This is a genomic window from Sphingomonas caseinilytica, from assembly GCF_023516455.1.
Lineage (GTDB): Bacteria > Pseudomonadota > Alphaproteobacteria > Sphingomonadales > Sphingomonadaceae > Sphingomicrobium > Sphingomicrobium caseinilyticum.
In genome coordinates this window covers 765,528-786,235 of the sequence record NZ_JAMGBA010000001.1, presented here as the reverse complement: position 1 = coordinate 786,235, position 20,708 = coordinate 765,528, and the positions used below count along the sequence as shown (strand labels likewise).

General features: G+C 61.5%; 25 protein-coding genes. 18 read left to right on the top strand and 7 right to left on the bottom strand.

Going from position 1 to position 20,708, the window contains the following annotated elements; genetic code table 11:
* The first annotated feature begins 152 nt into the window (after positions 1 to 152).
* The 5 genes from LZ496_RS03945 to LZ496_RS03925 all read left to right on the top strand — a co-directional run bounded on the left by LZ496_RS03945 (position 153) and on the right by LZ496_RS03925 (position 3,224).
* Positions 153 to 341, top strand: a complete 189-nt coding sequence (locus LZ496_RS03945) for a hypothetical protein (RefSeq protein ID WP_249903286.1) — start codon at positions 153 to 155, stop codon at positions 339 to 341.
* A 661-nt stretch (positions 342 to 1,002) separates the two neighbouring features.
* Positions 1,003 to 1,599, top strand: a complete 597-nt coding sequence (locus tag LZ496_RS03940) for a hypothetical protein (protein WP_249903285.1) — start codon at positions 1,003 to 1,005, stop codon at positions 1,597 to 1,599.
* Between the two features lie 51 nt (positions 1,600 to 1,650).
* On the top strand, positions 1,651 to 2,040 hold the full coding sequence (locus LZ496_RS03935; protein WP_249903284.1) for a hypothetical protein: 390 nt from the start codon (positions 1,651 to 1,653) through the stop codon (positions 2,038 to 2,040).
* 238 nt (positions 2,041 to 2,278) lie between these two features.
* Entirely contained in the window at positions 2,279 to 2,743 is a 465-nt protein-coding gene (locus tag LZ496_RS03930) for a hypothetical protein (RefSeq protein ID WP_249903283.1), read from the top strand.
* Between the two features lie 184 nt (positions 2,744 to 2,927).
* Entirely contained in the window at positions 2,928 to 3,224 is a 297-nt protein-coding gene (locus LZ496_RS03925) for a hypothetical protein (protein ID WP_249903282.1), read from the top strand.
* A gap of 103 nt (positions 3,225 to 3,327) precedes the next feature.
* Here LZ496_RS03925 and parE read toward each other — a convergent pair whose 3' ends face one another.
* The 3 genes from parE to LZ496_RS03910 all read right to left on the bottom strand — a co-directional run bounded on the left by parE (position 3,328) and on the right by LZ496_RS03910 (position 6,558).
* A complete protein-coding gene (parE, locus tag LZ496_RS03920; RefSeq protein WP_249903281.1) occupies positions 3,328 to 5,310 on the bottom strand; it encodes a DNA topoisomerase IV subunit B in 1,983 nt (660 codons plus the stop codon).
* A 40-nt stretch (positions 5,311 to 5,350) separates the two neighbouring features.
* Positions 5,351 to 5,728: a DoxX family protein gene (locus LZ496_RS03915; RefSeq protein WP_283937946.1), complete on the bottom strand. Its 378-nt coding sequence runs from the start codon at positions 5,726 to 5,728 to the stop codon at positions 5,351 to 5,353.
* Between the two features lie 158 nt (positions 5,729 to 5,886).
* Positions 5,887 to 6,558, bottom strand: a complete 672-nt coding sequence (locus LZ496_RS03910; RefSeq protein ID WP_249903279.1) for a GcrA family cell cycle regulator — start codon at positions 6,556 to 6,558, stop codon at positions 5,887 to 5,889.
* A 75-nt stretch (positions 6,559 to 6,633) separates the two neighbouring features.
* Between LZ496_RS03910 and LZ496_RS03905 the strand changes: the two genes are divergently transcribed.
* From LZ496_RS03905 to queE, 8 genes are all read left to right on the top strand, one after another.
* Positions 6,634 to 7,461 carry an ABC transporter permease gene (locus LZ496_RS03905; protein ID WP_249903278.1) on the top strand — a complete coding sequence of 276 codons (828 nt, stop codon included), beginning with the start codon at positions 6,634 to 6,636 and terminating at the stop codon, positions 7,459 to 7,461.
* A 122-nt stretch (positions 7,462 to 7,583) separates the two neighbouring features.
* Positions 7,584 to 8,060 (top strand): hypothetical protein, encoded by a 477-nt coding sequence (locus LZ496_RS03900; RefSeq protein ID WP_249903277.1) that lies wholly within the window; start codon positions 7,584 to 7,586, stop codon positions 8,058 to 8,060.
* Between the two features lie 245 nt (positions 8,061 to 8,305).
* Entirely contained in the window at positions 8,306 to 9,493 is a 1,188-nt protein-coding gene (locus LZ496_RS03895) for an aspartate aminotransferase family protein (protein ID WP_249903276.1), read from the top strand.
* A 2-nt stretch (positions 9,494 to 9,495) separates the two neighbouring features.
* The gene (gene argF / locus LZ496_RS03890; protein WP_249903275.1) at positions 9,496 to 10,419 is read left to right on the top strand and encodes an ornithine carbamoyltransferase; all 924 of its coding nucleotides are present in this window, start codon (positions 9,496 to 9,498) and stop codon (positions 10,417 to 10,419) included.
* A gap of 176 nt (positions 10,420 to 10,595) precedes the next feature.
* On the top strand, positions 10,596 to 11,495 hold the full coding sequence (gene hslO / locus LZ496_RS03885) for an Hsp33 family molecular chaperone HslO (protein ID WP_249903274.1): 900 nt from the start codon (positions 10,596 to 10,598) through the stop codon (positions 11,493 to 11,495).
* 42 nt (positions 11,496 to 11,537) lie between these two features.
* Complete coding sequence (locus LZ496_RS03880) at positions 11,538 to 11,939, top strand: DUF3617 domain-containing protein (protein WP_249903273.1); 402 nt, start codon at positions 11,538 to 11,540, stop codon at positions 11,937 to 11,939.
* Positions 11,940 to 12,088: 149 nt separating this feature from the next.
* Complete coding sequence (gene queC, locus LZ496_RS03875; protein WP_249903272.1) at positions 12,089 to 12,781, top strand: 7-cyano-7-deazaguanine synthase QueC; 693 nt, start codon at positions 12,089 to 12,091, stop codon at positions 12,779 to 12,781.
* Positions 12,778 to 13,410 (top strand): 7-carboxy-7-deazaguanine synthase, encoded by a 633-nt coding sequence (gene queE / locus LZ496_RS03870; RefSeq protein WP_249903271.1) that lies wholly within the window; start codon positions 12,778 to 12,780, stop codon positions 13,408 to 13,410. Before queC ends, queE begins: the two co-directional genes overlap by 4 nt.
* Before the next feature lie 68 nt (positions 13,411 to 13,478).
* Here the strand turns inward: queE and LZ496_RS03865 are convergent, their stop codons facing one another.
* Positions 13,479 to 13,718 (bottom strand): putative periplasmic lipoprotein, encoded by a 240-nt coding sequence (locus LZ496_RS03865; RefSeq protein ID WP_249903270.1) that lies wholly within the window; start codon positions 13,716 to 13,718, stop codon positions 13,479 to 13,481.
* An 88-nt stretch (positions 13,719 to 13,806) separates the two neighbouring features.
* The gene (gene lipB, locus LZ496_RS03860) at positions 13,807 to 14,463 is read right to left on the bottom strand and encodes a lipoyl(octanoyl) transferase LipB (protein WP_249903269.1); all 657 of its coding nucleotides are present in this window, start codon (positions 14,461 to 14,463) and stop codon (positions 13,807 to 13,809) included.
* A gap of 98 nt (positions 14,464 to 14,561) precedes the next feature.
* Here lipB and LZ496_RS03855 point away from each other — a divergent pair, with 98 nt between their 5' ends.
* Positions 14,562 to 15,386: a glycerophosphoryl diester phosphodiesterase membrane domain-containing protein gene (locus LZ496_RS03855; RefSeq protein WP_249903261.1), complete on the top strand. Its 825-nt coding sequence runs from the start codon at positions 14,562 to 14,564 to the stop codon at positions 15,384 to 15,386.
* Positions 15,387 to 15,390: 4 nt separating this feature from the next.
* Here the strand turns inward: LZ496_RS03855 and hemF are convergent, their stop codons facing one another.
* Positions 15,391 to 16,233 carry an oxygen-dependent coproporphyrinogen oxidase gene (gene hemF / locus LZ496_RS03850; RefSeq protein ID WP_249903260.1) on the bottom strand — a complete coding sequence of 281 codons (843 nt, stop codon included), beginning with the start codon at positions 16,231 to 16,233 and terminating at the stop codon, positions 15,391 to 15,393.
* 71 nt (positions 16,234 to 16,304) lie between these two features.
* On the opposite strand from hemF, the gene LZ496_RS03845 reads away from it, so the two are divergent.
* Positions 16,305 to 17,201: a sulfite exporter TauE/SafE family protein gene (locus LZ496_RS03845; protein WP_249903259.1), complete on the top strand. Its 897-nt coding sequence runs from the start codon at positions 16,305 to 16,307 to the stop codon at positions 17,199 to 17,201.
* Between the two features lie 2 nt (positions 17,202 to 17,203).
* Here LZ496_RS03845 and LZ496_RS03840 read toward each other — a convergent pair whose 3' ends face one another.
* Entirely contained in the window at positions 17,204 to 17,665 is a 462-nt protein-coding gene (locus LZ496_RS03840) for a tRNA (cytidine(34)-2'-O)-methyltransferase (protein WP_249903858.1), read from the bottom strand.
* A gap of 169 nt (positions 17,666 to 17,834) precedes the next feature.
* Here LZ496_RS03840 and petA point away from each other — a divergent pair, with 169 nt between their 5' ends.
* The 3 genes from petA (at position 17,835) to LZ496_RS03825 (ending at position 20,704) form a co-directional block, all read left to right on the top strand.
* Positions 17,835 to 18,401, top strand: a complete 567-nt coding sequence (gene petA / locus LZ496_RS03835; RefSeq protein ID WP_249903258.1) for a ubiquinol-cytochrome c reductase iron-sulfur subunit — start codon at positions 17,835 to 17,837, stop codon at positions 18,399 to 18,401.
* A 14-nt stretch (positions 18,402 to 18,415) separates the two neighbouring features.
* Positions 18,416 to 19,708 (top strand): cytochrome b, encoded by a 1,293-nt coding sequence (locus LZ496_RS03830; protein WP_249903257.1) that lies wholly within the window; start codon positions 18,416 to 18,418, stop codon positions 19,706 to 19,708.
* 90 nt (positions 19,709 to 19,798) lie between these two features.
* Entirely contained in the window at positions 19,799 to 20,704 is a 906-nt protein-coding gene (locus LZ496_RS03825; RefSeq protein ID WP_249903857.1) for a cytochrome c1, read from the top strand.
* Positions 20,705 to 20,708 lie beyond the last annotated feature (4 nt).

The window sequence follows — 20,708 nt, the reverse complement described above, 5'->3', positions numbered from 1 at the left end:
GGAACATAGATTTGGAGAGTAGGAAAGTGGAATTCCGTTCGATTCTGGGAAGTGGGCGAAGGAGCGCAATAGTCGTAAGGTCCATTTATCCGACTATGGCAGATTGTGGCCCATTGCGGTCATTAGGACTTCGTTAGTCGGACCCCGAGAATATGCCCGCCATGTTCCTGCTTTTCATCGCGCTAAATGCGACAGGTCTCGCCTACGGCCTGTGGAGAACGCAGGCCGATTGGGAGCAAAGTGGCTTTGGTTGGCGCGTTGCCTTTGGGCTTGCTGCTGCGCTGGGCGCGTTCCTTTCTGTTGCGTTCGCGGTGACGGGCCTAGCCTTAAGTAATCTATGACTTTGCTGACGCTGCAACGCCGCCTTCCACCCATTGCGGTCATTGGCGCAGCCAGTTCTCCACAACGTTGCGGAAGCACCCTCAATGGGGAAGCATCGGCGGCATGAGAATATTATCGGCCGCGCTGTTGCTAACCGGTATGTATGGCCTGAGCAGTTGCTCTACTTCATTCAAAGGTCCCAGCACTGACTCGGTATTACTGCAGCGATTTGTTGCGCCAAGGTTAGTCCAATGGGGCGCCGGGAGCGACCAAGCCTTTTCGCTTGCTCAAATATCACAGCGGCGCGGCTATGATTTATTCTGCCTGGTGCCCGAATATTCGTACTTAGGACGGCTAGAGAAATATACGACGATATCCAGCTTTCACTCGGACTTTGGTTCACACGTGCCAGAAAATTATTTGGCGATTGTCGCAGTGAGGGACGGGACCGCTCACGCGGCAATCGCTAGTACGATGCACGGGTTAAACGGCACGATGGATCCAGCAAAACCTTGCGTGAAGGCCGCTGGTGCATCCTTCATTCGAGCCGAGTCAAGACGCGGCACGCCCGTAGTTCGACTTGTTGGAAGCTAAATCCCTCCCATCTTAATGACCACTTTCCACCCATTGCGGTCATTAGTTGGTTGGGCAATGTTCACTGTTCTATCTTAGGGGGTTGAGTTGATGTGGGCGCTCTTAGTTATGCTTGCGGGCCAGCAAGCGACTGCCACATACGTTTCCCCTCCAGTCGTTTCCATTGAGCCATCAATCCGCCGAGAACCGATTTACGCCGACCCGGCGGATGACGTTGCAGTTCACTTCGTCGCGACGCCATTTGGCACTGTAGCATTCACTTCCCACTTGCCCGTCGGATGGACGTTCAGAGTCAATATTGACGGCAATCAGGACGGTGCTTGGGGTTCGGGCCATGGCATGCCGGACAATTCAGTTCAGACGTCGCCCGACCGGACCTTTGCTCAGGACGCCAGAAATGGCGTCTTTTGCTCGCAATATGTTTTCACAACATTTGAAAAGGATCCGACGTCCATTCAGGTGTCGAGCGAGTGCGGTGACTTAAAGTCGAATGGCCGCGTCTCCATGAGCGGCGTCGATGGCAAGGGGCGCGCGACGATTACTCTTGAGCTTCCGTCCGAGGAAGTTTTTGGAACCGCTCAAACTGTCCGCATTCAAACGTGCGTTTGGAATACAGAGCGGTGGAGCTGCCAACACCGCCTCCCTGAACTGCTCGAACTTAAGCGGACGGCAATTCCGCGGTGATGGTACAACGTTGATAATGTCCGCTTTCCACCCAACACGGGCATAAATAGCATGGAAATTATCTTCGAGGTTTTGTTCCAAATCCTGGGCGAGTTGCTTTTTCAGATTGTTGTTCAATTATTGGTGGAACTGGGCTTTCATAGTCTCGGAAACAGCATTAGCCGTAGACCAAGCCCCGGGCTCGCAACTATCGGCTATATACTGTGGGGATTGATAGCCGGCGGTCTCAGCCTCTGGGCTTTCCCTTATTCAATCATTGAAGATTCGACTCTTCGCCTGCTGAATCTGATTGTAACGCCGGTAACGCTCGGCTGTCTGATGACGCTGATTGGCAGGTTCAGGGTTCGCAATGGTCAGGAACTCGTTCGCCTCGACCAGTTCGGATACGCTTTTGTCTTCGCGTTCGCGATGGCCTTCGTGCGCTTTGTATGGGCAGCCTAGCGACCGGAATGAGTCAGTTTCTAGCGTCCGCTTTCGACCCATTGCGGTCATTAGCCAAGAAGCCATAGTCTTGGGCCAAGGCCATCTGTCATTCTAAGAGGCAATGATGATACGAGCCCTGTATGCTGGAGCGCTTCTACTAAGTTGCGTGTTGCTGATCCCACCCGCGAGGGCCTGTAATGTCGAAGGCTACGAACCCACCGACATAGAATACGCGGAGGTGGTCGTCGTTGGGGAAGTGAAGAACTATCGGGTTGTTCCAAACGACGCTTTCAGCGAGCAAATCCGCAAAAGCATCGAAGGTGGCACCGCACCGGAATGGCAGCGAAAGCGTTACTTTGAAGATATCGCAAGTGGCACATCTCCGGGCGGCTACTATGGCCGGTTCGAGATAGCCGTAGACAAGGTGCTAAAAGGTCGCGCTGGGAAAACGCTATCCGTTACTCTTGCTGATTGGATCATACCGCACGTCGGTGACGACTCGTCACGTTTGCCAAAACACTTGGCATCGAAGCGATACGTCATAGCGCTAAACATGCCGGATGCGGGAAGTGCAATTGGACACTCCGCCGACGCGCAACTTCTGACTGTGCACATGAATTATTGTCTGGGGCCATTCATGGGTCATCCGGATTTCGAAGCTGCAATCGAGAACTACCAACAGTGGTTACGAGAACAGGGCCGCAAGCACCCGTCACATTGAGGGCGCGAGGTCGGCCAGTCCGCCGTAGATAAGCCATCGGCCAATGTCCGCTTTCCACCCTTACCGGCCATAAACGACCCAAAGCTGCCATTAGCGGATTTCATTGAAATCTCACGTTCTGCTCATGCTTCTCCGGTTCCCCGGCCCTACGTTCCGCTCACGCTTTGAGGGATGGGATGGTCGAATGTTAGTCGCCAGCTGGCCGATGTATTACGCAATGCTCTACGCGCATTGTGCGATATTCATTGTTGCTCCCATTGCGCTGTTCCGAGCTGGTTGGCCAGTGACGGGCGGGCTTATCATGCTGTTATCCACGTTGATGCCAATCGCTGGTCAGGTCTGGTTTACAGACTCTGATGCGCCTGGACTTGCCTTTCTGCTCATGATGGAGGTTCCCATCGCGGCTCTGGTGTTGGTCGCGGCGATAGGGATGAAAGTTGCCGCCTTTATGGGCAGACAACGCAGCCCCCGTTCCCAATGACCGCTTTCCACCCATTGCGGTCATTACGACAACCCCGCGTCAGAGGTCTTATCACCGCTCATTTTCTATTGCGCCGGGTTCACGCTTGCGCGGGAATGACGAATTATGCGTCGATGGCATCGCCCTCGACGGCGCTCGCCCGCGACTGAATGAACTCGAACCGCGCGCTCGGATCCTTCCCCATAAGCCTATCGACCAGATCGCGGACTGGTTGGCGGTCCTGATATTCCGCCGGAAGGGTGATGCGGATCAGCGACCGGGACGCCGGGTCCATGGTCGTTTCCTTCAATTGCTGCGGGTTCATCTCGCCGAGGCCCTTGAACCGCGACACCTCGACCTTCTTGCCCTTGAATTCGGTCCGCTCGAGCTCGGCACGGTGGGCGTCATCGCGGGCGTAGGCGGATTTGCTGCCGGCTGTGAGGCGATAGAGGGGCGGCTGGGCCAGGAACAAATGACCGCGCCGAACCAGCTCCGGCATTTCCTGGAAGAAGAAGGTCATCAGCAGGGTCGCGATGTGGGCGCCGTCGACGTCCGCGTCGGTCATGATGATGACGCGCTCATAACGGAGCGCCTCCTCTGCCCATTTGTCCCTGGTGCCGCAGCCCAGCGCCTGTTGCAGGTCGGCGATTTCCTGGTTGGCGCGGATCTTGTCGGCGGTGGCCGAGGCGACGTTCAGGATCTTGCCGCGGATGGGCAGGATGGCCTGCGTCTTGCGGTCGCGTGCCTGCTTGGCGGAGCCGCCGGCGCTGTCGCCTTCGACGATGAACAATTCGGTGCCTTCCGCATCGTCATTGGCGCAGTCGGTGAGCTTGCCGGGCAGGCGGAGCTTGCGGGCGCTGGTCGCCGTCTTGCGCTTCACCTCGCGCTCGGCGCGGCGCTTCAGCCGCTCGTCCATCCGCTCGAGGATGGCGCCGAGCAATGCCCGGCCGCGGTCCATATTATCGGCGAGATAATGGTCGAAATGGTCGCGAACGGCGGCCTCGACGAAGCGCGCGGCTTCCAGGCTGGTGAGGCGGTCCTTGGTCTGGCTTTGGAAATGCGGATTGCGGATGAACACGCTGAGCATCAACTCGACGCCGTTCAGCACGTCGTCGGGGATGATGTCCTTGGCCTTCTTCTGGCCGATCAGGTCGGCAAAGGCGCGGACGCCCTTGGTCAATGCGGCGCGAAGGCCCGCTTCATGTGTGCCCCCGTCGGGCGTCGGAATGGTGTTGCAGTAATAGCTTTCGTTGGAGCCTTCGCTCCATACGGGCCAGGCAACCGCCCATTCGGCCGATCCCTGCCCGTCCGGGAAATCCTGCCGTCCGGAGAAAGGTGGGGCGGTGACGCATTCGCGGCCCTGCAGCTGCTCGTTCAGATGATCGGCGAGACCGCCGGGAAACTGGAAGACGGCCTGTTCCGGCACATCCGCGCTGGCAAGGGACGGGTCGCAACGCCAGCGGATCTCGACTCCGGCGAATAGATAGGCCTTCGACCGGGCCAGCTTGTAGAGGCGGGCCGGTTCGAACCTGGCGTCCGCGCCGAAGATTTCGGGATCGGGGGTGAAAGTTACAGACGTTCCGCGGCGGTTGGGCGCGGCACCAATTTCTTCGAGGGGCGACGTGGCGTTGCCCTTGGCGAAGGCCTGTCGATAGAGCTTCTTGTCCTTCGCCACCTCGATGATGGTTTCGGTCGAGAGCGCGTTGACGACGCTGACGCCGACGCCGTGGAGGCCGCCTGAGGTCGAATAAGCCTTGCCCTCGAACTTGCCGCCTGAATGGAGCGTGGTGAGGATGACTTCGAGGGCCGACTTGCCCGGGAACTTGGGATGCGGGTCGACCGGGATGCCACGCCCATTGTCGGTGACCGTCAGCCGGTTGCCCTTGTCGAGCGTGACCTCGATTCGGCTGGCATGGCCGGCAACCGCTTCGTCCATCGAATTGTCGATGACCTCGGCCGCCAGGTGATGGAGCGCGCGGGCGTCGGTGCCGCCGATATACATGCCGGGGCGGCGACGTACCGGTTCCAGGCCCTCGAGGACCTCGATCGCGGATGCGTCATAATTGTCGGACGGCGTTGCGGAACCGGAAGCGAAAAGATCTGACATTTGCCGACGGCTATAGGAGCCGCCGGCGCCCCCTGCCAAGTCAGGCGACGGCGACTTCCGCTCGACGGGCCAGGACTGTGTCCAGTCCGTAACGCCCCGAACCGCGGGCGAAGAAATAGAAACCGAGGAAGACGAGGATCAGCGCAGGCCACCAGCCGGAGAAATCCTGGGTCCAGTGCACCATCCAGACCGCGACGATGAACTGGATCGCGGTGATGAGGCCGAGCGGACGGACGAACAGGCCGGTCACGAAACCGATTCCGGCCGCGACCTGCCAGAAGATGGCGAAGGGAGCGAGGATGTCTGGCCGCCAGAAGCCGAACTGGCCCATGAAACCCTCGAACTCGTCCATCCGCGCTGAGCTCAGCACATTGTCGTGGCACTGATAGAGGAGAAACAGCCCGGTCACGACGCGCAGCGCAAGGAGCGCCGCATCTTCGTAGCGACGTTAGAACGATTCCATCGAAACTGCTTGAACAAAGCCGGCCATCATATCCTCCCCTTTATGAAGAGGAGGCTATGAACCGGCTTTGGTCAGGACAATTGCGCTTCGACCAACGGGCGTGTGGGCCAGCGTTAACGAACGCGCGGACCGCCATATGGGAGCGGCGGCGGCGGACGGCGATCGCGGCGCGGAAGCTGCGCCTGATAGGCGACTCCGCAATGGGCGACGCAATATGGGTAGCCGGGGTTGGCCGCATCGCCGCAGAAGTGGAAGTCCGGCTCGCCCGGGTGGCCCATCGGCCAGCGGCAAACGCGGTCGTTCAGGTCCAGAAGCGAAGTCTTGTCGGCAACATCCGCGGAGGGCTTGGCGGGAACCAGGCGGCGGGGCGGGGCAGGCGGGATCGGCGCTTGCGTATCGCCCGGACCCTGGCGAATGAAGCCGCCGGGGCCGACCGAGCGATACTGCAGGGTCACGCCTTCCGGTGCCGAAGCCTTCGGTTGGGCAGCGGCAGGCGCAGCGGCCGGGCGGCTCTCTTCAGCCGACAGCCTGGATTCGACCGGCTGAGGAGCCGGCTTCGCAGCAACCGGCTTCGGTGCCCTGGGCGCGGGCGCGGCCTTGGCCTTCTTTTCCTTTTCCTCACCGGCCTTGACCGGCGACGGACGCGATTCGAGGCCGAGGCGGTGCGCCTTGCCGATCACGGCATTGCGGCTCACTCCGCCCAGTTCCTCGGCGATCTGGCTGGCGGTGGCACCCTTGGTCCACATCGCCTTGAGGCGGTCGATGCGCTCTTCGGTCCAGCTCATGTAGAATCAAACTCCCGTAAACTTGTTCAATGCCCCGGTTGTGCATCGCCGCGGCTGCCGATAGGCGATTGTGGCGTGAACGACCAGACTCCCTCTTGGGTTCGGAACGAACCCGGCAAAGCCAGCCTTGAAGGCGTCAATTGGGGCGGCCTTTCGACCCTTTATATCAAGGAGGTGCGCCGCTTCTTCAAGGTGCAGATGCAAACCATCTGGGCGCCGGCGGTCACCACGCTCCTTTACCTGGTCATTTTCACGGTCGCGCTGGGCCGTGAAGGCAAGATGGTATTGGGCGTTCCCTTCGCCGATTTCATCGCGCCGGGCCTCATCGTGATGGCGATGATCCAGAACAGCTTCGCCAACTCCAGCTTCTCCCTGCTGGTCGGCAAGATGCAGGGGACGATCGTCGATTATCTGATGCCGCCGCTGTCCGTTGGCGAGTTGATCGCCGGACTGGTGGGGGCTTCGGTGACCCGCGCGATCCTGGTCGGTTGCGCGGTATGGATCATCATGGCCCTGTGGCCCGGCGTCCATGTCGGCATCTCCCATCCATTGTCCGTTATCTGGTTCGGCGTGATGGGGTCGTTGATGCTGGCGTTCCTGGGTCTGCTGACGTCCGTTTGGGCGGACAAGTTCGACCATGCCGCCGTGGTCAGCAATTTCGTCGTCGCGCCGCTCTCGCTATTGTCCGGGACCTTCTATTCGGTCGAGCAGCTGTCGCCCACCTTCAAGGCGATCAGCCACGCCAATCCCTTCTTCTATGTCATTTCCGGGTTCCGGCACGGCTTCCTGAGCGAATCCGATTCGCCGATCTACGTCGGCGGAATCGCGCTTCTGTTGCTGAACATCCTGCTGTTCGCGGCCTGTTATTTGGTCCTGAAACGGGGCTGGAAAATCAAGAACTGAACATTAACAGTGGTTTGAACAGTTAAGGTCGCTGAACGGCAAATAACGAAGGCGTTCAGGACACGATCAAGCGCCAGGTTCCAGAAGTAACGCATCAACCGCTTCTCAAAGGAGAGAGCCAGATGCGTAAGTTCATTATTTCAGCCGCGCTTGCCGCTTCGACCCTCGTCGCAGCCGCGCCGGCAGCCGCCCAGGGCTATCCGCAGGGCAATGCCTATGGCTACAACAACTATGGCCAGGTTCGTCGCCTCGACGCACGGATCGACAACATCCAGCGCCAGATCGACCATCTCGATCGTCGCAACATCCTGAGCAATCGTGAGGCCGGTCGCTTGCGGAACGAGTCTCGCGACGTCGAAAACCGCCTGCATCGTGTTGCCCGCAACGGCTTCACCAACTGGGAACGCAACGACATCGAGAACCGCATCCAGCGGCTCGAAGTCCGCATCCAGCGCGAAGCCCGCGACGGCAACCGATACAATGGTCACTACGACAATCGCGATCGTTGGGGCGACCGCAACAACTGGCAGGATCGTGACCGTGACGGACGCAACGACCGCTACGAGGACGACCAGGGCCAAGACTACGACGGTCGTTAAGCCTTTGGGCAAGATGCCCGAGTAAAGCGTTGTAACGCGTAGGGAAGGGCGGCTTCGAAAGGAGCCGCCCTTTTTCCTTAAGCCATAAGCCTATTCGATCGATGGAACCGGGAAATGCGGGTTTCGTTCGGGCGCCGTCATGGCTATAGGCTCGCGAAAATGCAGACCGATGCGCGGCGCGGGGAGTGCTCCCAGCACTCCCTGCTCGCGCATTGCCTTTTAAAACTACGCCCGAAGGAGCCCCCATGGCCATTACGCCGCTCATGCCCGTTTATCCGCGTTCGCCAGTGCGGCCGGTTAGGGGTGAAGGGGTCTATCTCTACGGGGAGCAGGGCGAAAAGTATCTCGATTTCGCCGCCGGTATTGCCGTCAACCTGCTGGGCCACGGCCATCCGCACCTGACCAAGGCGATCCAGGACCAGGCGGCGACGCTGATGCACGTGTCGAACCTCTACGGCTCTCCGCAGGGCGAGGCGTTCGCGCAGCGGCTGATCGACCTGACCTTCGCCGACACGGTGTTCTTCACCAATTCGGGTGTCGAGGCGGTCGAGTGCGCGATCAAGACTGCGCGCCGCTATCACAGCGCCAAGGGCAATGCGCACAAGCATACGCTCATCACCTTCTCCAACGCCTTCCACGGCCGGACGATGGCGACGATCAGCGCGACCGACCAGGCGAAGATGATCGACGGCTTCGCGCCGCTGCTTCCGGGCTTCAAGGTCGTCGCCTTCGACAATCTCGAGGAAGCGCTGGCCGCCGTCGACGAGAACACCGCCGGGTTCCTGCTGGAGCCGGTGCAGGGCGAAGGCGGAATTCGCCCCGCCAGCAAGGAATTCATCTCGGGCCTGCGCAAGGTCTGCGATGAGAACGACCTGCTGCTCATTTTCGACGAGGTTCAGTGCGGCGTCGCGCGCACCGGATATCTTTATGCCTATGAATATTATGGCGTGACGCCGGACATCATGGCCTCGGCCAAGGGCATCGGCGGCGGCTTCCCGATGGGCGCCTGCCTTGCCACCGAAAAGGCCGCGGCCGGAATGGTCATCGGCACCCACGGATCGACCTATGGCGGCAACCCGCTGGCGATGGCCGCGGGGCAGGCGGTGTTCGACATCATCGCCAATGACGAATTCCTGACGCACGTCCGCACCATGGGCGAACGGCTTCGCTCGGCGCTGGAGCAGATGATCCCCAATCATGACAATCTGTTCGAAAGCGTGCGCGGCCTCGGCCTGATGCTGGGCGTCAAGATGAAGACCGACAGCCGGGCGTTCGTGACCTATCTGCGGACCAAGGGCATCCTGACGGTCGCCGCCGGCGACAATGTCATCCGCGTGCTGCCGCCTTTGAACATCGATGAGTCCCACATCGCCGAATTCGTCGAGGCACTATCGGCCGCCGCCGCGGCCTATGACGTGCCGGAAGCCGCATAAAGATGCGCCACTTCCTCAACCTCTCGAATGCCGGGGGTGAGGCCATCGCCGCGATGCTGAACGAGGCGATGGAACGGAAAGAGCGTCGCGCGGGCTGGCCGAAGGGCAAGCCCGACGACGATCGCCCTCTGGACGGTGCGGTCCTGGCGATGATCTTCGAGAAAAGCTCGACGCGAACCCGCGTCAGCTTCGACCTTGCCATGCGGCAGCTTGGCGGTTCCGCGATCATCCTTGAAGGAAGCTCGTCCCAGCTCGGCCGTGGCGAGACCATCGCCGACACGGCGCGAGTGCTGTCGCGCTTCGCCGATGCGATCATGATCCGCACCGACCATCATCACAAAGCGGAAGAGCTGGCCGAATATGCCACGGTTCCGGTGATCAACGGGCTCACCGACCTGTCGCATCCGTGCCAGTTGCTGGCCGACATGCAGACTGTGATCGAGAAGCGGTCCAAGTTGGCCGGGTCGCGCTGGGCGTGGATCGGCGACGGCAATAACGTCTGCAATTCGCTGATCGAGGCAGCGGCCTTGATGCAGTTCGAACTTGCGGTTGCTTGTCCTACCGAATTCAAGCCGAACAAGATTTTTGCCTCGGCGGCTGTGGCCCGGGGGGCGAGGATCAACTTCACCCACGATCCCAGGGAAGCGGTCGAAGGCGCAGAAGTCGTCGTCACCGACACCTGGGTTTCGATGGGGCAAGAGGACGACCAGGTCCGGCAGGAAGCATTTGCGTCATTCCAGGTGGATGAGGCCGTGATGGCGCTGGCCGCTCCCGACGCCACTTTCCTCCACTGCCTCCCCGCGCATCGCGGCGAGGAAGTAACCGATGCCGTGATCGACGGGCCGCAATCGGCGGTCTGGGACGAGGCGGAAAACCGCCTGCACGCGCAGAAAGCACTGCTGATGTGGGCGATGGGGAAGCTGTAAGCGGAGAAGCAGGCAATAATCTTCGTTCGTCCTGAGCGGAGCGCCGCAGGGGCGAAGTCGAAGGGCATTCGCACCTAGGTTCGTGCCACGCGCCCTTCGACTACGCGCTCCGCGCTTCGCTCAGGACGAACGACTTCAGTTGTCCGCGCGACATTGAGCCCCTATCTCCCGTCGCAATGACCGAAATCTCGCTAAAACAGGACGTGGCGTTGGGAGTCACCGTGCCCTCGCGGCATGCCCGTGGGCGCGCGGCCCGGATCGGCCCGGCGCTCGACAATATCCTTGCCAATCATGGCTATCCGCCGGTGATGGAGACGCTTCTCGCCGAGGCGCTGGTCCTTACCGCGCTGCTGGGATCGCTGCTGAAGGATCCGAACGGGCAGCTGACGATCCAGGCCCAGACCGAGAGCGGCATCGTCGACCTGATGGTCTGCGATTATCTGGGCGGTCAGCTTCGCGGCTATATCCGCCACGATCCCGAACGGCTGGCCGAGGCGGGGCCCAATCCCACCCTCTTCGGGCTGTTCGGCAAGGGCTATCTGGCGATCACCTTCGACCAGCCGGCGACCAACGAGCGTTACCAGGGCATCGTCCCGCTGGAGGGCGAGGGGCTGGCGCAAGCGGCGCAAAGCTATTTCGCGCAATCCGAACAGATCCCCTCGATCGTCAGGCTCTCCGTCCGCAAGGACGAGCAGGGGTGGGTCGCGGGCGGGCTCATGTTCCAGCATCTGCCGGAAGGCGAAGAAGGCCGTGAGCGCTTGCACACCAGGCTCGACCATCCCGAATGGCCGCATGTCGCGACCATGGTCGGATCGGTGAAGCCGGAAGAGCTGACCGACCGCGAATTGCCGTTGGATGATCTGGTCTGGCGCCTGCTTCACGAAGAGGAAGAGGTGCGGACGCTGGCGCCCGTACCGCTGTCGAAGGGCTGTCGCTGCAGTCCCGACTATATCGCTTCGGTCATTGCCCGCTTCCCGCCGGACGAGCGGGCGGCGATGGTCGGCGACGATGGGCTGATCCGGGTGGATTGCGCCTTCTGCGCAACCAGCTTTCCAATTGCCGCGGAAGCCGCGTAAAAGGTGATATTGCGTTAATCCGTGCGTGTTAGGCGGTGAGTCGTGCAAAAACTTGTTCGAATCGGCCTGGTTGGATTTCTGACCGTCACCGGTACGGCAATGGCCGCGGTGACTATTCCTCGCGCGCTCGCTCCCGCTAGTGGCGGGATGTGGGAAGTTAGCCGGAGTGCCAGCGGCCATAACCCAACGCGAATCTGCGTCGCGACGCCCGACATGCTGGCACAGTTCGAGCATCGCCAACGGTCCTGCACGCGCAAGGTTCTGACGGACCAGGGTACCGAGACGCTGATCAGCTACAACTGTCCGGCGGGCGGATTCGGCCAGTCGAAGATGACGCTGATCACGCCGCGATCGCTGAAAATCGAAACGCAGGGCATCTCCGACAACCTGCCGTTCCACTATCAACTTTATGCCCGGCGCGTCGGAGATTGCGCGGCTCGTTAAGCCGGCTTTAACCATAATAGGGCTATTGGCGGAGTCGTGCCCTTCTTCGGCACGCTTTCCTCCCTGTCGGGCCGCAAGGCCCGCTCCTGGGCCGCCCGTTTGGAGCGGCCCTATTTTTTTGCACCCGCCGCTACTAGATGGCGCTCGACATGAACGAGGTACCCAACAAGCCGAAGGCAGTCGTCCTCCTTTCCGGAGGGCTGGACTCGATGGTGTGCGCGGCGCTGGCGCGGGAAGCCGGTTTTGCCGTGCTTGCGCTGACCGTCGATTACAACCAGCGGCATCGGGTCGAGCTGGAGGCCGCTCGGCGCATCGCGGCCGATCTTGCCGACGAGCATATCGTCCTGCCGATGGATCTCACCGCGTTCGGCGGATCCGCGCTGACCAGCGACATTGCGGTTCCGAAGGATGGCGTCGCGGAAGAAGGCATTCCGGTTACCTATGTTCCGGCGCGCAACACGGTGTTCCTGAGCCTTGCGCTCGCCTGGGCCGAAGCGGCAGGCGCGCGCGACCTTTTCGTTGGCGTGAATGCGCTGGATTATTCCGGCTATCCCGACTGCCGGCCGGAATTCATCGATGCGTTCGTGGCATTGGCCAACAAGGCGACGAAGGCCGGCGTCGAGGGCGACCGGTTCATGATCCATGCGCCCCTTCTGAACATGACCAAGGCGGACATCGCGCGCGAAGCGGCTAGGCTTGGGCTGGACGCGGGGCAGAGCCACAGCTGCTATGATCCGGCGCCGGATGGCGGCGCCTGCGGCGCATGCGATGCGTGTCGGCTTCGCTCCAAGGGATTTGAGGAAGCGGGACTGCCGGATCCCACCCGCTACGCGGCGCCATGAGCTACGCGGTCAAGGAAGCGTTCCTGACCCTTCAGGGCGAGGGCGTGCAGGCAGGAAGCCGCGCGGTTTTCCTGCGCTTTGCCGGATGCAACCTGTGGAGCGGGCGCGAGCAGGATCGCGCAACAGCTCAATGCAATTTCTGCGACACGGATTTCGTCGGCACGGACGGGCAGGGCGGTGGCAAGTTCGCGGACGCCAATTCGCTGGCGGATCATGTCGCGGACCTATGGGATGCAAACAGCGATTATCGTCTGGTCGTCATCACTGGCGGCGAGCCCATGCTGCAATTGGATGAAGTGCTTATCGATGCGCTGCATCGGCGCCACTTCCGCGTTGCCGTCGAAAGCAATGGCACACTGCCGGCGACCCCGGGCATCGACTGGCTGTGCATCAGCCCCAAGGCAGGCACCGATGTCGTCCAGCGTCGCGGAAACGAGTTGAAGCTGGTCTGGCCGCAGAAGGGGATCGAGCCGGCGGAGCTGGAGAGCTGGGATTTCGACCATTTCCTCGTCCAGCCGATGGACTGCGAGGATGTTCGGGCGTCCTATGACGCGTCGATCGCGCTGGCGATGGACCGGCCCAAATGGAAGCTGACGCTCCAGGGACACAAGGTCGTGGGGCTCAAGTAAAAAGGGCCGCCGGCATGTGCCGACGGCCCTTTCGAATACCGTGAGCCGCCTGGGGCGGCTCCGCCAGATTACTGGGCGTTGGTTTCGGTGGTCGCGTTCGCGTCGGTCGCGTTGGCGTCGACAGCGTTGGCGTCCATCGCAATGTTGGCGTCGACTGCAGTCGAAGCGTCGATAGCGGTGGTGTCGTTGGCAACGACGTTCTCGGTCGTCAGCGTTTCGTCAACATTCATCGTGTTTTCAGCTGCTTCGTTGCTGCTGCAAGCCGAAACTGCCAGGGCCGCACCAGCGACCAGGATCAGAGCACGCATTCAAAACTCCCTTGATTAGTAGACCTGCTTGAGCGGCTGCCCCGCCCCTCACAAATCGCGCGCACAATAGTCGGGAGCAGGGGGCGCCTCAAGCGACTTGTGATATATCCCGTAAGCTATTGAGAAATGCTGGAAAACTCCTGTTTAGAGCCTCATCCAGCGGATTTATCGATGCTTCGAGCCCCAGCCTTTCGAGGCTCGTCACCCCATATTCGGCGATCCCACAGGGTACGATTCCGCCGAAATGAGAGAGGTCCGGGGCAACATTGATCGAAAAGCCATGCATGGTGACCCAGCGGCGAACGCGCACACCGATGGCCCCGATCTTGGCTTCTTCCGAACCGGTTCCGGTCCAGATTCCGATCCGCCCCGGCTCGCGACGTGCTTCGACGCCGAGTTCACCCAGGGCCGCGATCATCCAGCCTTCCAGCGAATGGACGAAGCATCGAATGTCCTTGCCCCGCTTTTCCAGGTCGAGGACCAGGTAGCCGACGCGCTGCCCGGGGCCATGGTAGGTGTAGCGTCCGCCCCGGCCCGCTTCGAACACGGGGAAATCCAGCGGATTGAACAATTCGGCCGGGTCGGCGCTTGTCCCCGCGGTGAACAGTGGCGGATGTTCCAGCATCCATACCAACTCATTCGCAGTTCCGGCGCGCACGGCCGCGGCGCGGGCCTCCATTTCGGCCAGCGCCTCCGGATAGGGAACCAGCCCGTCGCTAACCCGCCATTCAATGTCCGACGTCATGCGCCGCGAAATGGCGCTGTAAGGCGCGATCGGCAAGGGTGATTGCCAGCTTGCCCGGCTCTCCGCATAAGTGGAGCGACCAATCAGAGGGGCGTCAGATGAGTTCATTGTCGATCAGCAAGGCGTGGGATGAGGCCAAGGCGGCCTTGCTGGCCAACCGCAAGCTGATCGTGCCGGTCGCCTTGGGATTGATCCTGCTTCCCGCGGTAATTGTTTCGATGGTCGAGCCGCGGGTAGCGCCCGGTGAACCGCCGCCTGCCGGATCGTGGATGCTTATCGGGCTGGCCATGGTGATTGTCATGATCGTGGGCCAGTTGGCGATCGTCCTGCTGGTCAATGGCTGGCGAGGCAGCGTCGGGGAAGCGATCGGTAAAGCCAGCCGGAGGTCGCCAATCTTCATTCTCGCCGCGCTGGCCTACCTCGTGCCCGTCATCCTGATTTTCTCGGTGCTGCTTGGGTTTGCCGGCATCGGGACGACTGCCGACGGCCAGGTCGACCTTGCGACCTTCAACTCCACCGGCTGGCTGGTGTTGATGCTTTTCTTCCTGGTGCTGGTGTTCGTTTCAATCCGATTGCTTCCCATGCTTCCGGTCGTAGCCAGTGAAGCAACCGGAGCCCTGGGATCCCTGAAGCGCAGCTACACGATGACGGCCGGCCATTTCTGGCGGCTGTTCGGCTTTATGATCTTGTTGATGGTGGCCTTCTTCATCCTTGCCTTGACCGTCGGCTCCGTCATCGGATCGCTTGTCACGATTACGCTTGGTGAGCCGTCGCCATGGTCGCTGTCGCTGTTGCTGATCGCGCTTGCAGGGGGATTGGTGCAGGCCGGCTTCGTAATGGTCTATGCCGCAATGGTTGCCCGAATTTATGCGCAGCTCGCCGCGCCGCAGGCAGGCGTCCCGGATGTGACGCGGGAAAGCTAGGAGACTAGCGCCACTTCGCGAGCGGAGGGAGGCTCATCAGGATTGCGTCGATGTTGCCGCCGGTCTTGAGCCCGAACAGCGTGCCGCGATCGTAAAGCAGGTTGAACTCGACGTAGCGCCCGCGGAATTCGAGCAGCGTTTCAACCTCATCCTCGGTGAACGGCATATCCATCCGCTTCCGCACGATCTGGGGGAAGATGTCGAGGAACGCCTCGCCGACGTCGCGGGTGAAGGCGAAATGTTCGTCGAAATGGCCTTCCAGCCGGTCGTAGAAGATGCCGCCGACCCCGCGCGCCCGGTTGCGGTGGGGTATCCAGAAATATTCCTCCGCCCATTTGGAGAAGCGCGAATAGAAGGTCGGATCATGGGCGGCGCAGGCTGCCCGCATCCGGGCATGGAAGGCGTCAGTGTCCTCTTCATAGGGAATGGCCGGATTGAGGTCCGCGCCGCCGCCGAACCACCGCTTCGTCGTGGTGAGGAAGCGGGTGTTCATATGGACCGCAGGCACGTGCGGGTTCGCCATATGGGCGACCAGGCTGATGCCGGTCGCAAAGAAGCTTGGATCCTCGTCGGCGCCAAGGATCTGCCTGGCGAACTCGGGTGAGAACTTCCCACCGACGGTCGAAACGTTGACGCCGACTTTTTCGAAGACCTTGCCCGCCATCTGGCCGCGCACGCCGCCGCCGCCCGGCGTTCCGTCTTCGTCGGTCCGGTCCCAGGGAATATATTCGAAACGAGCATCGCTGCCCGCTTCGCGCTCGATCGCTTCGAACGCGTCGCAAATCCTGGTGCGGAGCGATTCGAACCAATCGCGGGCGGCCTGTTGCTGATCGTCTAGGTCAAGCATGGCGGGCTCTGTAGCGAAGGCCTCGACGATCATCTACAACAGACCTTCATTAGGGGCGTGGAGGGGCAGCCATGCTGATCGCACTTCTGATTCCGCTTACGTTGGCAGGCATCATCTGCCTTGGCGTGCTGATCCGTGCCGCTATTCGGCAGGGTGCCGTGCCCAAAGTCGAGGCAGTAGTGCTTGGAGCAGTCGTGAGCTTCTTCGATACACTCGGCATCGGCTCATTCGCTCCGACCGCGGCCTGGTTCAAGCTCCGCAAGCTGGTTCCCGATCGACTGATTCCCCAGACCATGTTGGTCGGCCTTACCCCGCCAGCGGTTCTTCAAGGCATCATCTATCTCATCCTGCTGGGCGTCATGGTCGATGCGATCCTGCTTGTCGGGTGCATCTTGGCCTTTGTGATGGGCGGATTGCTCGGCGCGCCAATGGTCGCGAAATCGAAAGTGTGGGTGGTCCAGACGGTTGTCGCGATCGGCCTGCTGCTTGCGGCGGGAGCCTATGCCCTCACCAACCTCAACATGATGCCAGGCGGAGGTACCGCGAACAGCCTTCCGATGGACCTCACCGTCCTGGCGATCGTCGCCAGCTTCATCTTCGGCGTGCTGCTGAACTTCGGCGTCGGCAATTATGCGCCGACGCTGGTCTTGCTCAGCCTGATGGGCATGGACCCGCGGCTTTGCTTCCCGATCATGGCAGCCAGCGCGGGCCTGATGGGTTCGGCGGCCAGCGTTCGCCACATCAGGATGGGGCAGATGGACCTGAAGGTCGTGCTTGGAATCACGCTAGGCGGCTTCCCGGCGGTCCTTGTTGCTGCCTTCCTCGTCAAGGAAATGCCGGTCGAGACGCTTCGCTGGCTGGTGATTATCGTCGTGCTTTACGCTGCCGCCGTCATGGCCCGTTCGGCATGGCAGGCGCGGAAGGGGGAGGAGACGCCGTTGACGCCCGAGGCGGCCGCGGCGGAGTAGCCTTAGCCTGCGCCGACGCTGGGCAGCCCGCCTGTCTGGCGGAGCGCCTCGCCGAGTGCGAGCGCAGTCGAAGTGGCCAGGTTGAACGACCGGACCTCCGCCCGGATTGGGATTCTCAGCACCGCGTCGGCGGTCGCAGCGACTTCGGACGGGACGCCGCCGCTTTCCTTGCCGAACAGCAGGATGTCGTCAGGCAGGAAGGCAAATTCATAAGGGGACGCCTGGCCTTTGGTGCTGAACAGAATCAGCCTGCCCCGGTTTGCCGCACGAAATGCCCCGAACGAAGAATGGCGCGTGACGTCGACATGGTCGATATAGTCCATTGCCGTCCGCCGGACCCTTTTGTCGTCCCACGAGAATCCCATTGGCTCGATGAGATCGATCGCGACTCCCATGCAGGCGCCAAGGCGCATTACCGCACCGACGTTCCCGGCAATTTCCGGCTGAAAAAGGCAAAGCCGCATGGTGGGGCGATAGTCCGCACTCGGCTTGCCGCACAAGCCGGGCAATTTGACCATTTGCATATGCGGGGTGAGACGCTATCAGGCGCGCCAACCGGGCCGGCACCGCCGGAGCGGGCTCGTTTTTTGTGCCATTCGGCACGCGCGCGAAATTTCGGTCTTAAGGGTGAGCATGGCCACGCTGGAAGAAACCAACGCAGCGATTGTGGAAGGCGATGAAAGCCTCCGCCGCCGCGACTTCATTAACATTGCCGCCGTCAGCTTCGCTGGCGTCGGTGCGGTTGCCGTCGCGCTGCCGCTGATCAACCAGATGAACCCGCCCGCCGACGTGCTGGCGCTGGCCTCGACCGAGGTGGACATCTCCAAGATCGCGCCCGGACAGGCGATCAAGACCAGCTGGCGCAAGCAGCCGGTCTTCGTCCGCAACCTGACGCCGCAGGAAGTGCAGCAGGCTAACGCCGTGCCGCTGAGCGAGCTGCGCGACCCGCAGACGCTTGCCGAGCGGACGAAGCCGGGCAAGGAAAACTGGCTGATCACGCTTGGCGTCTGCACTCATTTGGGCTGCGTCCCGCTGGGCGTTGGCGAGGGCGAGAATCGCGGCGATTACGGCGGATATTTCTGCCCGTGCCACGGTTCGCACTACGACACCGCAGCACGCATTCGTAAGGGCCCGGCTCCGCTCAACCTGATGGTGCCGGAATATGCCTTCTCGTCCGACACCGTCGTGTCCATCGGCTAACAGGGGATAATTCGATGAGCTTTGCCTGGGCCAAGCCCTACGAACCCAAGACCGAACTCGGCCGGTGGATCGACGATCGCCTCCCGCTTCCGCGGATGGTCTTCAATGCGGTCGGCGGCGGTTATCCGGTTCCGCGCAACCTCAACTACGGGTGGAACTTCGGCGTCCTCAGCGGCATCTTCCTGACGATCCAGATCGTCACCGGAATCGTGCTGGCGATGTGGTACTTCGCTTCGGCCGACGGCGCGTTCAACTCGATCGAGCACATCATGCGCGACGTGAACGCCGGCTGGATGATGCGCTACGCCCACGCCAACGGCGCAAGCTTCTTCTTCATCGTTGTCTACATCCACATCTTCCGCGGCCTTTATTACGGTTCGTACAAGGCGCCGCGCGAAATGGTCTGGATGCTGGGCCTCGTCATCTACCTGCTGATGATGGCGACCGCCTTCATGGGCTACGTCCTCCCCTGGGGTCAGATGAGCTACTGGGGCGCACAGGTCATCACCGGCTTCTTCTCGGCCTTCCCGGTCGTGGGCGAACCGATCCGCGTTTGGCTGCTGGGCGGCTTTGCCCCGGACCAGGCGGCACTGACCCGCTTCTTCTCGCTGCACTATCTGCTGCCGTTCGTGATTGCGGGCGTCGTGATCCTGCACATCTGGTCGCTGCACATCCCGGGATCGTCGAACCCGACGGGCGTCGAGGTGAAGACCGAGAAGGATACGCTGCCTTTCCACCCGTTCTACACCGCCAAGGACGGCTGGTTCGCCGGCGCGTTCCTGACCATCTATGCCGCGGTGGTGTTCTTCGGTCCGAACGCGCTTGGCCACCCGGACAACTACATCCCGGCCAACCCGCTCGCGACGCCGGCGCACATCGTTCCGGAATGGTATTTCTGGCCGTTCTACGCGATCCTCCGCGCCTTCACCGTCGACTTCATCCTGCCGGCGAAGCTGTGGGGCGTGCTGGCGATGTTCGCATCGATCCTGCTGCTGTTCTTCCTGCCGTGGCTGGACAAGTCGCCGGTTCGCTCGGGCAGCTACCGGCCGATGTTCCGGATCTTCTTCATCATCCTGCTGGTTGATGTCGCGATCCTCGGCTGGTGTGGCGGTTCGCCCGCGACGCCGTTCTTCGTCGCACTGTCGCAGATCGCAGCAGCTTATTATTTCGCGCACTTCCTGATCATTCTGCCGCTCGTCTCGAAGTTCGAGACGACCTTGCCGCTGCCCAATTCCATTTCGGAAAGCGTGCTGCACGGCGAACGTGCGGAAGCGGCGCCTGTCGGCCAGTCGGCTCCAGCGAATTAAGGGGATATAGGGATCATGGGTTATTTGCTGGCAATCCCGGCCGTAGTCCTCGGCTTCATCAAGCGGCTCGGATGGGTCGCTAGCATCGGCATGCTGGTCGGCGTCGGATTCGCGGGCGTCCTGACGATCAGCCTGCTGGTGAACCTGGTCGGCTACTTCCAGGCGCCGCCGGAACCGACTGCGGAGGAAGGCTTCCATCGCCATCCGAAGGAACTGGCGCTGAAGACGGACGGTCCGTTCGGCCAGTTCGACCGCCAGCAGCTGCAGCGCGGCTTCCAGGTCTACAAGGAAGTTTGCGCGGGCTGCCACAGCCTAAACCTGGTGTCGTTCCGCGACCTCCATCAGCTCGGCTATAATGAGGCCGAGGTGAAGGCGATCGCCAATCAGTGGGCGATCGAGGTCCCCAGCGTGAACCCGGAAACCGGCGAGGCGGCGACCCGCAAGGCGATCCCGTCCGACAAGTTCCCGAGCCCCTATGCCAACGAGACGGCGGCACGCGCTGCAAACAACAATGCGCTTCCGCCTGATCTGTCGTTGATGGCGAAAGCGCGCCATGACGGCCCGGCCTACATCTACTCGCTGCTCACGGGCTATCAGGCTCAGCCGGCGAAGCTTCTGGCCGAATTCCCGGCAACGAAGACGCCGGAGGGGCTTCACTACAACCCATATTTCGCCAATCTGAACATCGCCATGCCGCCGCCGCTTACCGCGGACGGCCAGGTCACCTACGCCGACCAGACGCCGGCAACGGTCGACCAGATGGCGAAGGACGTTTCGGCCTTCCTGCTGTGGACTGCCGAACCGAACCTGCAGAGCCGTCACAAGTCGGGCCTCGCGGTGCTGGCGTTCCTGATCATCGCCACGGTCCTGGGTTACCTGAGCTATCGGAACATCTGGGCCGAGGCGAAGCGCAAGGTTGCTCCGAAGGGGGCGCTTGATCCTGAGAACAAGGTCAAGCGGACCCGCGCGAGCAAAAAGGCCGGCATCGCCGGATGATCGT